The following is a 14,465-nucleotide window of genomic DNA, read 5'->3' as shown; positions in this document are numbered from 1 at the left end:
GTCAGCGACTGTTGCCGGGATTGCTGCTAGCGCCCTGTTGGGGCTTGCAGGTGTCACTCTCAATCCAGCGCCAGCCCAGGCGGTCGTGTACTGCCAGTACGTTGAATATCCGGTGGGTTGCGTTGCCCGGGCAGGCGTCGTGCTGAGGCCTCGTCCGGTGGCGCGCGCTGCGGTCCGTCATAACGCCGGTGGCAATGCAAATGGCGGCGTCAATCGCGTTGGGGCGGGGCGGTAAAGGCTTGTTCGCGGTCACGAGCGAGAAAGAAGCCGTCACCGCTTCGTCCCGGTGGCGGCTTTTTTATCGTCCCGACGCGGACAGGCGACCGAATAGCGAACGGGCGGGACATCACAGCCACGTGGCGGCGACTTTTTGGAACCAAGTCAATACATGCGCAGGAGCTGCGGCGCACGTGCGCCGCAAGGGCTATGCCGATGGCCGCAGGCAACAGATCCAATGTCCGGCGCGGGCAGCATTTCAGGATGAGATCACGAGGTTGACCGCCTTGGGGCCTTTGCCCTTCTTGTCCGGTTCGACCTCGAATGTAATGCGCTGTCCTTCAGTCAAGTCCTTCAGTCCGGCCCGCTCGACTGCGGTGATATGAACGAACACATCACGGCCGCCGTCATCGGGATTGATGAAGCCATAGCCACGCTCTCCATCGAAGAACTTGACCGTACCAACCATGGACATCGCGAAACCCCTCCCCCCGTATTGTAGGCTCGCCATGAAAGCGGACGACCTATTCTTCGCCGAGCCAAACCGAAACGCTTTCTAGGACAGCGCGCCTGACCGGCAAATTGCCCTTAGGGACAATTGCAAGCTTCGGTTCGGTCGCCTTTTATGGGCGCGCGAATGGCGTCGCGCAGGGACAGGGAGGCGCTCATGGGGTCGATGGAAGAGTTCATCCACTATGCGAATTTGATCATCGCCAAGCGGCAGCTTGCCAATCCGAGCATCACGGACAAACACCGGCGGATGCTCGCAAGGCTGGTCGCGCAGGAGGAAGCGAAACGCTTTCACGAAGAGGACGGCGGTCACGCTGAATGCTAGTCCGTTGCCTTTCCCAAATTTGCTGGCTATCGCGTCAATTTTCGCTCATCAGGAGTTTTAGCATCGCATCGCAGGCAGCTTCGGCCTCGTCGAAAGTTTTAAAGGGCGAGCCGGTGATCCTGATCGCGCTGCGGCCTTCATAAACAGGACGCCACGACGCCAGATAACCGGCGCGTCCGTGAAAGCCGGGACGGCAGGGCTTTCATAGCTGATCACGAAAGAATAGCCGTCGCTGTTCGCGCTCCATATTTCCATCTTCTCGACGGCACGCTCGAACTGCAGGGGCATGGCTGTTCACGAGTATTCAAGCAATTCCCGAAGGATCCAAGTCTTTAAAAATTCCCTCCCGGCGTGGTCTGAAGAAGTCGTGCCGCACCGATGGCAATTCAGCTTGCCTATTCACTACAGGGCTTGATCTGGATCAAGCTGCGAGCACCTGCAGACGCTCGTGCCTGTTGGGCCGTCACGCTATCCACCGCAATCTGTGGCGGCTTGCCTGCCCATCGTGTCCGGGCGGAGTTGCTTGCTATCTCTGCGCCCCGCGATATTCTCGATGTGTATCTGAACACTAAGCGTGATCTGTTGGTTGTGCGCAATGGTCTGCCAATTCCTGACGCGTCAGGTAGATGGCGTAAGAAGAAAAAAGTAGCGAGCGTTAGCGAGGACATTAAGCTCGCCGTTGAGAGGCAGGGCTACTACATGCGGAAGCTAACGGACTTCAACAAGTGTTAGTCCGCAAAGCGCATGTGCAACCTCTTGTCTGATTGCGGTTGCTGGCACAAGGGTTCAGCTCGTTACCGACAGCCTGCGAGGCTCGCTCTTGTCTACGAGGTCGACGTTCATAGCCGCCTCACGATGGTAGTCCGAAGATCGGGAGCTGCTATCTATTAGGCGCGTGCTGCAGGCCCAGAGGTTGCAGCGCAGTCACCCCGACCTCGTCCTCGCAGGACGTCGTCCCGCCTTTTCGGCGGATCCGCTGAATTGCTAATTGATCATGCGGTCGCCTCTTCGCGGGTCCATCGGAACTCGCTTCCATCTGCCCAGATCCGATGCATCACGATCGCTAATTTTCGTGCGACTGCTACGACCGCTCGGCGAAGGCCGCGTCGCTTGGCCACCCTTACACCCCAAGCTTTCAATGCGGACCAACGCTTGGTGCGGGTTAGAAGTGCAAGCGCTGCCTGATAAAGTATGGTGCTGAGCATCACATCGCCACACCTCGAAATAGCGCCATTCCGATCGGTTTCCCCAGATGCGTATTTGCGTGGCGTAAGGCCAAGATGCGCGCCAACATCGCGGGAGCGTTGAAAGCGATCCGGGTCATCAATGGTTGTTAGAAACGTGATTGCCGTCAGTGCACCTACGCCCGGTATCGTCATGAGCCGCTGACATGTCGGTTCGCGGCGTACTATTTCAAGTACCATCTTGTGCAGGACGCCGTACTGTTCACGCAGCGCGGCTCGAGCCACAAGCATTGGGCGCAGCATCGCCGCGAGTCGTGGATGGCCATCTGTGAGTTCATTAGTCTGCTGCTCAAACGTCGCTTGAGGTATACGACCAGATAGCTTTAAGCCGAAGACGCGTAAGACGCCGCGAATTTCGTTCTCGATATCGATCTGCTTGATCAAAAGCGTCTTGCGATTGTTGAGAAGCATTCGTAGCTCCTGGCTCACGTCACCCTTGATATGAACAACGGTGTACCAGCCGACCCGCATTACCTGTGCAATGGCGCGAGCGTCGTTTCGATCGGTCTTAATCGGCATCGTCTTAGTCACGCCACGCAGTCTTCGGGGATCGATGCAGACTGCGTGTAAGCCGGCAGCACGCAGTTCGCTGTACAGCCAACGAGCGAGACCACCAATCTCAATCCCGATCTTGACAATGGGCAATCCGCTTTCGTTGAGCCAGGCACCAATAGCCTCCGGTTCCGAAAGTGCCTTGCCCTCGCGAATGACGACGCCATTCTCGTCCACAACACAGATAGCCGTCTCCTTTAGCGAAACATCCAGACCGACATAGTGCTTCATGTTCCCGCTCCTGCTGCCACCGGCTCGCCGGCTTCCCTTCCAGGCTGAGCCTTTCGAGCAGCAACCGCAATCACCCCATCTACAGCATCACCACAAACCAAGCCGCGATCATCGCCCTATTCCGCGTCGTCAACCGCTATGTCGGCAACCTCGCGCCGATGCCGGTCGTGTTTCCGGATCACCCGGTGGTGCGCAACACCGACACGGGCCGCGAGCTGGCCATGATGCGCTGGGGCATGCCGCCGCCACCAAAGTTCGGCGGGCCACCGGTCACCAACATCCGCAATGCCGTCACCGCACTGGCGAGCCTGGCTGAAGCCGGAGAACCGCGGCCTTGTCCCGGCTAACAGCTTCTCCGAGCAACGTCCGCTGCCGGGTGATGCGCTGAGGATCGTGGCGCGTGGCGCCGAAGGAGGACTAAGGCCGTCAAATGAAAGTCGCCGTCGATCGACCTTACCGATCCCCAAAAATCTGCCCGCAAGAGTCTTGAGATCGCTATGCAGTCTAGCTCGGCAAGCGCGCGGCATCGCCGATTAATTTCTTGAAGCCGAGCATTTCAGGCGCTCTAGGTACCGTTTTCTGTCCGCGGCACCCGCCAGGAGATGTTCGGCAATTTCAAGTGCCGAAGGCGACTTCCGCTGATGGAAACGGACGTCAAGCAGCACCTCGTCCAACGCGCGGCGCAATGTGGCTATCGTGGATGTATCGTAGCTCATGTCGGTCGTGTAGCCCGCGCTGACAACAGTGAGATGGCTGCCAAAGGACGCCAGGTCCGTTTGGCCTCTTTACGGCCGCGGTCACACTGAAGATCAAGAATTGTCCGGATTTTATACCCGTTCAGTCGTTTGGTTGTCGCAGATCGATGCACCTACAGCGCCGAAGGCCTCCAGCCGGCGGATTTTGGCTTCGGCGCCAGCGTATGCGGCTCGTGCGAGATCGGATCGAGGGGCGGGCCTCTCCGGGGGCGTCGGCCGCCTCAACCCGAGTCGTCGCGCCCCTGTCCGATCTAGTAGGCGCGACGAGGCCGTCGATAGGCTGGTTCCCGTGGCACTTGTGCGTTCGCAAAATATGGATTGGTAACGCACATGGCGGAGAGGCCCGATGCATTGGCGTGGCACTGCGCCATCGAGCTATAGCCGCAGTAGAAAGTTTCGCCTCCGCCCCAGTACCAACGTTGTAGGCAGATCGGTGCATTCCCGCCATATGTTTGGGCCTGAGTTGGTGCGGCGGTCAAAACCGCGATCGTTGCCCAGATCGCCAAAGCTGGAATGCGCATCAGAATTTCCTTACGGATCGACGCCATCGCATCAGCACCTCGAACCAGACAAAGCCTATTGCTTCAGATCAATTCACATTCGCGCCGACAACATTGCTGGGCCGGAGAAACTCGCAATGCAGGATGATGCTTACTGTCAGTCAATCGGTGCTGCCAAAGGCACCCCACAATATACGAATTGTCGACTGACGGTAACTCAGCAGCGCGAAGACAAACATAATACAGCGTGGGCAGCAGCAATCATATCGGAAGGGAACAATTCCGACGGGAAGCATGCTTTTTGTTGGGGGCGGGTGTCAAACCATGCCGCGATTTACGTGCCAACCGGTCTTGTCGTGATGGCGCTGCGAAATGCGAGAGGCGAATTAACGGTGGAAATGGTTTGCGTACCCTCGCCGACGCCCTGAATGGTGAGGTCGCCATAGTTCAAAAGGCGGCCAAGAACGCTTTGATTGACATCGACGCTCTCAACTTTGTCGAGGCTCATCTCAAAGGTCCGCCTCTTGATGAAACCGGTCTTGTGGACGACCCGCATGTTGGTAACGTCGGTCTCGGTGGTCCAGCGGTGGAACCAAGCCGTCGCCGTCCAGTACAATGCCGCAAGCCCAGCGACCGCCGCCAATACCAACCAAACCAACGTCAGCGCGTCGGCGGCGGCCAGGCGCCACAGCACCAGAAATGCGACCGCCGCGATCCACGCCCCGATTGCAGGCAGAAAGTACACCCAGTGTTCGTTGGTCGAATACAGCACCCTTTCGCCAGGCTGTAGGATTTCGTCAATATAGCGCCCCATACGCCTACCCTGAGTTTACCTATCACCGCAGTAATATGCGCCATTTTAAACCGAGACAGACCTTGATCTATCTCAAGCCTTCCAACGGCCAGCGCCGGAAACTCGCGTTGCTTTCACACGAGAGCCGGACCCATCTCCTGCCGTGAGAAGTCGGGAGGTTAGGGACGGTTAAGGGAGGTGCAGAATGATTAGGTTGATTGCTATTGCTGGCTTCGCCTTATCGGTCGCAGTATCGGCGCAAGCCATGACACCTGCGCCGATTACTCCTCCGCCCAACGGCATGATCACGGAAGTCGCTGCTGCCTGCGGCGCGGGTAGGACACGAGTTAACGGTGTGTGCGTCGCAAGAACGACCGTCCGCCATACCCGTCGAGCCGTCCGTAGATGTGCGACCGGAATGACTTGCTAGCGCGCTGATGGCTTAAGCGGTGCAACCATGAGGGCTGAGACGACCCGAAACTGTCCCTAGCGGCATTCTGCGCTCAATGTTGCCCGAAGCCGCTGAAGGAGCGGCTGCTGGGTGTGATGGTCGCCGCACATGATCCAGATTAACGCTGTCGCTCGACTGCCACCAAAAATGGCGCATGGCATTTAACCCAAGACGGGTATTCACCGTCGAAGCGGCGGGGATCGCCACCCTCGTTCCCAGCGTGGCTGCGCTCTCCGTCGTCCTGTTTTGGTAGGTTCAGCCAAGAGGAAGTCTGATCCGGAACATCGCGCCGCCGTGATCCCGTTTTTCTGCTCATACTGCCCGCTGTGCGCTTCAAAACAATAGTGCGCGGCGATCGACAACCCCATGCCCATGCCCTCCGTCTTGCTGATGAAAAACGGCTCAAACACCGCTTTCATTTGTCTTGGGAATGCCCGAGCTGCGATCCGAGACAGTTAGCTCGGCAATGTTATCGACGGCGCGAAGTCCGGATGCTGATGATGTGGTTTTCGGTAGGCGTCCTTCATCGCGTCCATCCCGTTCACAACAAGGTTCAGAATGACTTGTTGAAGTTGAATATGGTCGCCAAGGATCGGAAGCGCATCCCGCGTGATCATGTTCGCCATTTTGAAGTTCCGGCTAACAGCCAACGCGGAAAAAAATCTGATCGTCTCTTCCACAACTAAAAGCATTCCCGTCCCGCCCCAAGGGTCCCCAGTCAGTCCGAGTACCGTAGCGGCTCGACCAAACGATGAACAGGCAAAAACGGGTTGTTATCAGCCCGTGCTGCGGCTGCTAACGAGCAGGAGGCTTGTGGACGGCGTGCGCTCGGACGGGACTGGCCGCGCGGAACAGGCAAGCCGCTACAGATTGCGGTGGATGACGTGCCCGCCTACGCCATGGGCAGCGCGAGATGTTCCAAAACGAACGATTGCCGCCTAGTTGACGTGGATCAAAGCCATCGTTTTCCGACTGTTGCTAACGATGGCGTATCGCATTTGACCCGCGAAGGGATTTCTCATAGATGGCCTGCATGCCAGAGCGGGGTCTTGTTCTTGTCGTCGATGACGACGCCGGAATGCTGCGGAGTGTAACGCGACTGCTGCGGCAGTCTGGCTACGAAACCTTGCTATTTCCTTCGGCGGAAGCCTTCTCAAATCACAACGATTTCGACGGGGTGACCTGTGTCATTCTCGACATCGACGTGGGCGGCGTTTCGGGTATCGAAGTGAGGCACCGTCTCAAAGCAGCGAACATTTCTGTGCCAGTCATCTACATCACCGGGAACGACAGCCCAGCCGTTCGCGCGGCTGCGTATCAATCCGGGTGCCTCGCCTATCTGACAAAGCCATTCTCGGCGAATTCGTTGATGGAGCCGCTGCATAGGGCGGCGACGGGGTTGGCGTAGCGCGCCCACTATCCGACGGCTGGCACGGTTCGATGAAAGCCGGGAGGACGCCGCCGCGCGGCGAGACCATGATGGCTGTTTGGGCGGGGCTCAACCACTACTCCTCGTCGTCTGGCCACACCAGCACGACCTTGCGACCGAAGTGATCCGCCAGCGCGTGAGCAAGATCGTCTATCCTGTCAGCTTCGTCCCGCTGATCGGCTGACACTTCTGCTTCTGATTTCGGCACTTCCACGATCCCCCTACTGCGTCCCCGGAACCGAAAATCGTAGGTCTCCGTGATCGCTCTAATTATGACGGTCGAGGGAACAACCGCGCATTTCCAGCCGGTGTGACAAATCTGCACGGTCGCCGGGGCCTCCAGACCTTCCAATGGAGCGGCGCGCCGCTCCGCTGCCGGTCAACGATTGGGCCAGCAAGCATCACCGCGACCGCGACCACAACGGCGATCACGACGATGAAGATCAGTGGCTCGGTTGCGCAGCCTGATCGCCTGCCACCGGATTTGCAGTACCGCCGGTCGTCAACGCCACGTCAGCATCACCGCGCCCGCGATGGTGATCATCACCGCCAGCAGCATCAGCACCTCAAGGTTGGACATGGTCCCCATCGGGATCACTCAAGGTTTAGAAGCGACTTCTAAACTCGTCAGCCCTGCTCATCCATGCTTTTTGGGTGTCCCTTAGGGCACAGGACCCTTCCGCCGGGGTGCGCGAACCGCGCCCCTTCAGCCTTTGCAATTTTCGATTTTTGAGTTTCACTCGCCGAATTCTCGTTATTAAAAGGTCGCGAGATGGCGCGTGATCTGTTCGAGGCCACGATGCAGAGATGGGCGCGGCTCAACCCAGCGCAGCGCGAGCGGTTCTTCCAGGCGGGCCTGAAGGCGGCGCTGCGCCTTGAGCGCCAGGAATTCCGCGAATGGCTAATGCGGCGGCTGATCGAGCCCCCGCTCGCAGCGCCGGTCGATCCGGCCCGCTTCGCCATCTCGAAGGCCGACATTGCGCTGCTCATGAAGTCGGCGGGCGAAGCACCGCTCGAATAAGCGTCCGCTATCAGACAGTTTCGCGGCGTGCCGTCTCCGCAACGCAATCTGGATTTCGTCCGGGTTGAATATATCGTAGGGCTCCGTTCTGCGGTTCCCCCACGAATTCACGCCCTGAGAGGACCCCAGCCCCGATGGCGTCCCGCAAGAGGGTCCCTCACCGTCACCGCATCGACTGTCACGCGCGCTTCGTGCTTCGCTTGATGCTGACGCTCAACGACCAGTCCCGTGCCGTGTCGATGCAGGAGCAGTTCGCGCACAGCAGGCGGGCGTCCTTGCCCACACCGCGAACATCAGCGAGATGCGACTTGGTCGATGACTGAGCCTGCCTGCGCAACCCGTTGCGACCACGCCGCACAGGTCTGGTGTGGTGGAAGCGCAGCGCCTGTTCGTCGGCAAAGCCGCATTGCTCGCACCGGCCACCCTTCAGCGCGATGGCTCTGGCCTTCACGTTGCGGCGGTACTCTCGGTGCTTGCTCTGCTTCATCACGCGGGCCGTCATGGTTGCTGGCGGCATTCTATCCGATCCTCACCACGTTGATCAGGTAGTAACACCACCTCTAGCCCTCGCGACGAGAGGAAGTGGCATCGCGCCCGTCGTTAACGCTCCCTTCACCATGTCCGAGCATCATCGGTCCCGTCCTTTCTGGGACACGGTGTTGCGTGCGTGAGCGAGAAGGAGCCGTCACCGGGGCATCGGTGACGGTCTTTCGTCGTCTAATGCCCGAAACCTAGACCCATTCGTCCGGGGAGAACTCGATCTGTGCCGGGGCTCATCCATCTCGTTGACGACGACCAGTCATTCCGGACGGCGATAGAGCGTCGCTTGAAGCAGGTCGGGTACAGCGTGGCGACCTACGCTTCCGCCCAGCAGTTGCTCGACCGGCTACCGAGCGATAACGAGCCAGGCTGCATCATTCTCGACGTGCAGATGTCCGGCTTGGACGGTCCGGCTCTGCAAAAGCGGCTGAGCGAACTCGGGTCATCGCTGCCGATCATTTTTCTCACCGGCTATGCTGACACCCCGACCATCGTACGGACGCTGAAGGCGGGTGCGCACGACTTCCTCACCAAGCCGGTACAAGGCGATGAACTGCTTCGCGCCATTGAGAAGGCGCTCGCACATCAGCAAACATGGCGCGATCAGCAGAGCGCCTTGGACAGCATTCGCGCTCGCCTCGCGACGCTGACGCCGCGCGAGCGGCAGGTTTTCGAACTGGTCATTCGCGGCAAACTCAACAAGCAGATCGGCCACACGCTGGGAGCGACCGAGCGCACCATCAAGGCCCATCGCCACATGGTGATGGAGAAGATGCAGGCTCAAAGCTTGCCCGAGTTGGTTTCGATGGCCGAGCGGATCGGCATTTTGAACGACCACAACCGAGACCGACCAGCGAGCTAATTGGTCAAGATCGCGCGCCCAGCGTCATCGCCAGATCAGAGATACGATTGACGCCACACCAAGAGCGGCGATTGCCCAGATCAAAGCATTGATCCGCAAGAACTGACCGCGTGTCATGATGCACCTCATGGAGGCCTAATGGCGAAGCAGTTCAGCCGAAGAGCGGCAAGGCGACGATAACGGGCGTCCCGCCACCCACCATGGGACCACGGGAGGTTCGCGCCGTCGTCATCACTGTCTCAATCTTCCTTTGGCTGCACGTCGTCGGGGTACACGTCTGGCGGTTGGACGGTCACTGGCGGGGATAGCTCGCCAGCTTCGTCTTTAAGTTTGGAGGCGGCTTCAATAAGCCCGACAGCAACAGCCGGATCGGAGGTGGCCTTTGCCATTTTGAGCAGCGCCGCTGCCGCTTCGCGCGCGTGGTAGTGGTTCTTGGACAAGGTACGCCAGCCCCAAAGTTTGGCGCACTAACGCTGCAGCCTGAGTTTCCGTTCCGCAGCGAAAGTATAAAAGTGAACCGAAGAAAGCGGATTCGTCAGACACCAAGGTCACAGGACGGCCCGAACAACCCCGCCAGCGCCCAAGAGGGCAATCCGGTCGATCGCATGCGCGGACTCGCAGGGGACGCCCTGGTGGGCGTCTGTCCCGTCGCACATGTGAAGACGCGCACGGCCCGCAGACGTACCAGAGCGCGTCCCAAACGCGTTAGATCGCGTCCCTGAGAGGGATCAGTGCCTGAAGATCGGGAGGTTGCAACCACAGCCAGAAGCCCTGCGATCTTTCCTGTGTAAAGCCCGTGCGCGCTGTTTGTCTGGAACGTATATCGCTGGCGGCCTCGCCGTCGAGAAACGTCGCTTGAGAAATACGATAACCAATTGAAACAACACGGTCTTTCTGATTGATCCGAATTATCGATCGACATTGTTGCAAAAGTCGAAAATCGAACAACCGTAAAAATCGCGAAAGCTAATCTCAAGGCCTCTCCGCTGCTGCAGCGGTTGTCAGTGCCATTATGGAGATCGGGGATCGATTTTGGATCAGTTGATATGGTCCCTCACGTCGGCGCCCGCAAAACGAATTAGTGGTTTTAAGAATTTTTGTTCGACGCACCAAAAAGAGTTTTGCAACAATATCCTCCGGAAGCGGACTCCAATCTGCGCATTGAGTACATGCCCTGCCTACTTGACCCATCCCGGTCGGGGGTCTTCGGCTTCAGGCTTTGCTTCACCGGTTGTTCACTGGCACCTTTGCTACCCGTCGCGAATGTTACAGTGTCTTCGTCGCAACACCTCTTTTGTTTCATTCGGAGGAGCATACTTTGGACTCGCGCTCCGATTTGCTCGGTGCAAGCTTTGCGATGGACCGGGCGGGCCGATTGAGCAAGCAATCAATACTGAGGAGCCCGGCAATCCCGCAGGGCGCGAATGCTCTGCGGGAATTCCGGTAGTCGGAGAGGCAAACAATGACGTTCAGGTCGTTGCTCATTCTCGTCGCCATCTGCTTTTCGACAACAGCGCTCGCTCAGAGCGCGTCCCCAAAGGTAGGCAACAGGCCGGCGGTTCAGGCAAAGCCGAAAGAGCAGACCGGCTGCAAACTCGTTGGAACGGTCCGAGGCACAAAGCTATGGGCCGGTGATTGTGTAGGAGTTGAGCTGCTCAAGGGCACGACGGAAACGACCCCGCCCGATCAGAAGGAATGAAAGCGGCCCCGGCGGGGGCTGGCTTCGCGCGGGGCCGCTCACTCCCCTGCACGCAAATCTATCGTAACTGTAAAAGTTCGCACCAGGCACGCCATCCTGGCATGGGCGCAAGTGCATGAAATTATGGAAGCAGCGCTAACGCGATGAAGACAACGATGCTTTCACGAACGGCCCTCTTGCGCGAAGTCCGCTTTTCCAGCGTGCAGCTCGTTACTTTAAGTTTCCGGCAGTCGATACCAGCGCGTGTCACGAAACGGTCGCATGGAACTCTTAAGCGAAATTAAGACTTTGCCCGAGTTTTGGTTAGCGAGTGTGGTTTCCACGCTACGGCCGCTCCGCCTTGTCTCATCTACCAATACAGTTGGAGTCGCAGGCATTCCTGCCTAGCCCCTTCGGGGACAACGGAAGCGGATTTGAGGAAAGCAATGAAGAAGATTTTGGTAAGGGCTATTGGCGCAATGGCGCTGGCGGCTAGAAAAACCCTGGCATGCCGCCGACAAAGAACACTTTCTTGAATTTGACGTTGATGTCGAACGCCGCGCCGCCACCATCAGCGTAGATGCGGCACTATACGGACCGCCGTTGTACACCACGTTCTCAACGCGCTTATCGCCTCAATATCTAGCCGCCTTACCGGAGCGAGCCAAGGCAGTCGGCGATTACTGACCCGGCCGGAGCTACAGGCGGTTGGCGGGAGAGACCTTTGTCGGGGTTCGTGCGATTGTCGACGACGACGCGCGTCGGCCGCAAGCCACCACGCCCAACCGTTGATGTCCAGTTGTGCAATCGTCGATTTACGGAACTTCGCGGCGCGAGATGCGCATTTCCAAATTGGCGCGCGGGATCATCTGATCTGCAATCGTGAGGGCCGGACCATGCGCAGCAAGAGTTTCAAAGGTCTCGGGCTGATATTGACGACCAGCCGCGTCAGTTATGTACACGTCCCAACCCGCGTCGTGAAGCGCGAGCGCGCGCTCGACTGCTGAACGAGAATTAATTCTCAACGTCTGTTGGACGTTTCCGTCTTTTGACGAGTGGATCGTGAAGGTCAAGGCTACCTCCTCGCTTCCCTGCGGATGGAGCCCAACACATCGAGCAAACGACAACAAGAAAATTGCATCTCGCAACGCGGCAGCTGACTGAGCAAGCGCAAAGCACACTATTCTTGCTCGGCATACAGTCGTTCGGATGAAGAGCGATCCGCCGGGCGCTCCGTAAGTCTCCAGCGCTGTCTCGAGCGCGGGACCTTCCACGCCCACCCTCGCCGCCCGTGCACTTAGCAACCCAGCGCGGTAATAGCGTATCTTACGTCGGGCGGGCGCTTTTTGTGCTAGGGTATGCGCGTGACGCGCAGCGCCGGACGCCGCCAACAGGAGGGGGAGGTTCACCCCGCACACCATTGCCGCGAAAGAAAATCCCAACTGATCTGCGGTCGCTCGCACGGGGCCACACCGCGCTATGTGTCAAGGTGTTGGCTGGGATCGTCAGCCAAGAGACCGTGCCACCGGCGGCGCGCGTGGCGGCGGCAGGCATCCTGCTGGATCGCGGCTGGGGTCGACCGATCCAGCCGCACACTGACGAGGATGGCGGGCCGATCCGGGTCATCATCCGCCAGATCATCGATTCCGGCAGCGAAGCCGAGCCGCTGCTGATCGAACATGAAGCTCTGAAAAAATAGGCCCTTCGATCAGCCTGCACCTTGTTGCAATCGAGGTGATTAGCACAGGGCATTCCGCCCTGAGCACGGGCGGAATAGTCGGCTTGTGCTACCCCTGACCATTGGACATCGTTTGCTCCGTTGCTTCCAGAAGGCTATTTGGCGACCACTCATGCGTTATTTCAGCAGGCCAGTGGGTAGCCCCTAACCACGCTGCCCCTCTGTGAATCTCCGGCCGCCCATGGCGCGGCAGGTGCGCCTCCTCGTGTGTCGGCTATTTGCAAAACACCAATACGTTCGATATGGTGTTTTGCAAATGCAGGCAGGACATGGTCAGACACGACGGCAAGTATGTCAGTTACCTCAGAGTTTCGACCGGTAAGCAGGCTCGATCTGGCCTAGGCCTCGAAGCGCAGCGCACGGCGGTCACCACATGGCTCAACGGCGGCCGCTGGAAGCTGGTCGATGAAGTCGTCGAGATCGAATCCGGCAAGAGCGACAAGAACCGGCCGGCATTGCAGCGGGCACTGGATGCTTGCCGTCGCTACAAGGCTAAACTGATCATTTCGCGGCTTGATCGTCTGTCGCGTGATCCGGTGTTCCTGCTGAGCCTACGCGATGCCGGGATCGATTTCGTCGCGCTCGACATGCCGGAAGCCAACCGCATGATGGTCGGTATCATGGCAATGGTCGCCGAACAGGAGCGCGAGGCCCTCAGCCAACGCACAAAAGACGCGCTGGCCGCCAAGAAGGCGCAAGGCGTCAAACTCGGCAATCCGCGCCCGGAAACGCTGACCTTCAACGATCCCGCCGCCGCCGCCGCCGCCGCCGCCAAGTCCGGTGCTGCGGTCCGTGAACAAGCGGACCAGTTCGCCAAACTGATTCGTCCGATGTTGCAAGGCGAACTCGCCGGGCTAAGCGCCAACGCCAGCGCACATGAACTTAATCGTCGCGGCGTTCGCACCGCTCGTGGCGGCAAGTGGACGGCGCGCGCGGTCATCAACGTGCGCAGTCGCCTCGCAGATTGAGGCCCACCTCCCGTGAACGGATCGGAATCGTTCAGCGGGGGGTGGGGAGATACCGGGGTATAGGTCCGGATTTGATCAGGCTGGGACTCCGGTACCGGTCATTGAAGCTTGTTTTCGCCCACAGTTGATTGCCCGACGGTGGCCGCCGGTCGGTAGGAAATGAATGCGAAAATCGATGCTCCGCTCGGGTTGTTACCGGGGGCAATATGCCCCCCGATCAATGAACCAAAGGTTCAGAACGGCGGATCGTCCTCAAACTCCATCTGACGCTCGAGGCCGCGCTTCGCGAGGCAGATGCCACGCTGAACAATATCGAACGGGACATCCCCAAACTGCGATTCAACGATGTCGGAGATGACATTGTCCAGCGTCGCCCCCGTTCGAGCGCGCTCTTTCAGCAGTGCATCACGGATGTCCCGTGCCGTCATTGGCCGACGCGATCGGGCCAGTTGGTCATGTTCCAATTGCAAATCGGTCGCCGCGCTGCACAGGCGCCGGATAGTCAGCACCAACACCGCTTCGCATTGCGAGGGCTCCATGTGATGCTCAAGCTTGAACTTCAACCAATCATCCGCCGCAAACCAAGGGGGGCTCGCGGTGACGCACATGTTATACAGTCGCCGAGCGAGATCGGTAGTGTCCATGGTTTTGT

At 58.8% G+C, this 14,465-nt stretch carries 18 protein-coding genes and 1 pseudogene; 9 read left to right on the top strand and 10 right to left on the bottom strand.

The genetic code is table 11. The features are described 5' to 3' along the window. Positions 1 to 235, top strand: a 235-nt coding sequence (locus AC1DW2_RS40340; protein ID WP_477008817.1) for a hypothetical protein, incomplete at its 5' end; no start/stop codon positions are given. Between the two features lie 240 nt (positions 236 to 475). Here AC1DW2_RS40340 and AC1DW2_RS40335 read toward each other — a convergent pair. Then, entirely contained in the window at positions 476 to 691 is a 216-nt protein-coding gene (locus AC1DW2_RS40335; RefSeq protein WP_063981915.1) for a cold-shock protein, read from the bottom strand. Positions 692 to 883: 192 nt separating this feature from the next. Between AC1DW2_RS40335 and AC1DW2_RS40330 the strand changes: the two genes are divergently transcribed. Both AC1DW2_RS40330 and AC1DW2_RS40325 read left to right on the top strand, forming a co-directional pair. Next, a complete protein-coding gene (locus tag AC1DW2_RS40330; protein ID WP_167768364.1) occupies positions 884 to 1,051 on the top strand; it encodes a hypothetical protein in 168 nt (55 codons plus the stop codon). A 378-nt stretch (positions 1,052 to 1,429) separates the two neighbouring features. Next, entirely contained in the window at positions 1,430 to 1,783 is a 354-nt protein-coding gene (locus AC1DW2_RS40325; protein WP_346283373.1) for a hypothetical protein, read from the top strand. A gap of 260 nt (positions 1,784 to 2,043) precedes the next feature. On the opposite strand, the gene AC1DW2_RS40320 is transcribed toward AC1DW2_RS40325, so the two are convergent. Then, a complete protein-coding gene (locus AC1DW2_RS40320; RefSeq protein ID WP_063981913.1) occupies positions 2,044 to 3,078 on the bottom strand; it encodes an IS110 family RNA-guided transposase in 1,035 nt (344 codons plus the stop codon). Between the two features lie 77 nt (positions 3,079 to 3,155). Here AC1DW2_RS40320 and AC1DW2_RS40315 point away from each other — a divergent pair. After that, a pseudogene (locus tag AC1DW2_RS40315) lies at positions 3,156 to 3,453 on the top strand (SOS response-associated peptidase family protein); the annotation flags it as partial. A gap of 631 nt (positions 3,454 to 4,084) precedes the next feature. Here the strand turns inward: AC1DW2_RS40315 and AC1DW2_RS40310 are convergent. From AC1DW2_RS40310 to AC1DW2_RS40300, 3 genes are all read right to left on the bottom strand, one after another. Continuing rightward, positions 4,085 to 4,354: a DUF3551 domain-containing protein gene (locus AC1DW2_RS40310; RefSeq protein ID WP_283018916.1), complete on the bottom strand. Its 270-nt coding sequence runs from the start codon at positions 4,352 to 4,354 to the stop codon at positions 4,085 to 4,087. Positions 4,355 to 4,667: 313 nt separating this feature from the next. Further along, on the bottom strand, positions 4,668 to 5,147 hold the full coding sequence (locus tag AC1DW2_RS40305) for a PH domain-containing protein (protein WP_354076562.1): 480 nt from the start codon (positions 5,145 to 5,147) through the stop codon (positions 4,668 to 4,670). An 885-nt stretch (positions 5,148 to 6,032) separates the two neighbouring features. Continuing rightward, positions 6,033 to 6,203: a hypothetical protein gene (locus AC1DW2_RS40300; RefSeq protein WP_477008816.1), complete on the bottom strand. Its 171-nt coding sequence runs from the start codon at positions 6,201 to 6,203 to the stop codon at positions 6,033 to 6,035. Positions 6,204 to 6,601: 398 nt separating this feature from the next. On the opposite strand from AC1DW2_RS40300, the gene AC1DW2_RS40295 reads away from it, so the two are divergent. Continuing rightward, complete coding sequence (locus AC1DW2_RS40295; RefSeq protein WP_346283375.1) at positions 6,602 to 6,985, top strand: response regulator transcription factor; 384 nt, start codon at positions 6,602 to 6,604, stop codon at positions 6,983 to 6,985. A 97-nt stretch (positions 6,986 to 7,082) separates the two neighbouring features. Here the strand turns inward: AC1DW2_RS40295 and AC1DW2_RS40290 are convergent, their stop codons facing one another. Then, positions 7,083 to 7,220 carry a hypothetical protein gene (locus AC1DW2_RS40290; protein WP_283017264.1) on the bottom strand — a complete coding sequence of 46 codons (138 nt, stop codon included), beginning with the start codon at positions 7,218 to 7,220 and terminating at the stop codon, positions 7,083 to 7,085. Positions 7,221 to 7,778: 558 nt separating this feature from the next. On the opposite strand from AC1DW2_RS40290, the gene AC1DW2_RS40285 reads away from it, so the two are divergent. Next, on the top strand, positions 7,779 to 8,027 hold the full coding sequence (locus tag AC1DW2_RS40285) for a hypothetical protein (RefSeq protein WP_063981910.1): 249 nt from the start codon (positions 7,779 to 7,781) through the stop codon (positions 8,025 to 8,027). Between the two features lie 178 nt (positions 8,028 to 8,205). Here the strand turns inward: AC1DW2_RS40285 and AC1DW2_RS40280 are convergent, their stop codons facing one another. Then, entirely contained in the window at positions 8,206 to 8,544 is a 339-nt protein-coding gene (locus AC1DW2_RS40280; protein WP_135217019.1) for a hypothetical protein, read from the bottom strand. A 246-nt stretch (positions 8,545 to 8,790) separates the two neighbouring features. Here AC1DW2_RS40280 and AC1DW2_RS40275 point away from each other — a divergent pair, with 246 nt between their 5' ends. Further along, entirely contained in the window at positions 8,791 to 9,429 is a 639-nt protein-coding gene (locus AC1DW2_RS40275) for a response regulator transcription factor (RefSeq protein WP_063981908.1), read from the top strand. A gap of 239 nt (positions 9,430 to 9,668) precedes the next feature. On the opposite strand, the gene AC1DW2_RS40270 is transcribed toward AC1DW2_RS40275, so the two are convergent. Together AC1DW2_RS40270 and AC1DW2_RS40265 are read right to left on the bottom strand one after the other, a co-directional pair. Next, entirely contained in the window at positions 9,669 to 9,869 is a 201-nt protein-coding gene (locus AC1DW2_RS40270) for a hypothetical protein (RefSeq protein ID WP_283017265.1), read from the bottom strand. 2,053 nt (positions 9,870 to 11,922) lie between these two features. Beyond that, on the bottom strand, positions 11,923 to 12,180 hold the full coding sequence (locus AC1DW2_RS40265) for a hypothetical protein (RefSeq protein WP_135217021.1): 258 nt from the start codon (positions 12,178 to 12,180) through the stop codon (positions 11,923 to 11,925). Positions 12,181 to 12,599: 419 nt separating this feature from the next. On the opposite strand from AC1DW2_RS40265, the gene AC1DW2_RS40260 reads away from it, so the two are divergent. Beyond that, positions 12,600 to 12,806 carry a hypothetical protein gene (locus AC1DW2_RS40260; RefSeq protein WP_187387981.1) on the top strand — a complete coding sequence of 69 codons (207 nt, stop codon included), beginning with the start codon at positions 12,600 to 12,602 and terminating at the stop codon, positions 12,804 to 12,806. Positions 12,807 to 13,063: 257 nt separating this feature from the next. Continuing rightward, entirely contained in the window at positions 13,064 to 13,813 is a 750-nt protein-coding gene (locus tag AC1DW2_RS40255; protein ID WP_245328587.1) for a recombinase family protein, read from the top strand. A 233-nt stretch (positions 13,814 to 14,046) separates the two neighbouring features. On the opposite strand, the gene AC1DW2_RS40250 is transcribed toward AC1DW2_RS40255, so the two are convergent. Continuing rightward, the gene (locus AC1DW2_RS40250) at positions 14,047 to 14,457 is read right to left on the bottom strand and encodes a hypothetical protein (RefSeq protein ID WP_187387980.1); all 411 of its coding nucleotides are present in this window, start codon (positions 14,455 to 14,457) and stop codon (positions 14,047 to 14,049) included. Positions 14,458 to 14,465 lie beyond the last annotated feature (8 nt).

It is taken from the genome of Bradyrhizobium sp. P3_C3 (assembly GCF_056402655.1).
This window is presented reverse-complemented; position numbering and strand designations above follow the sequence as displayed.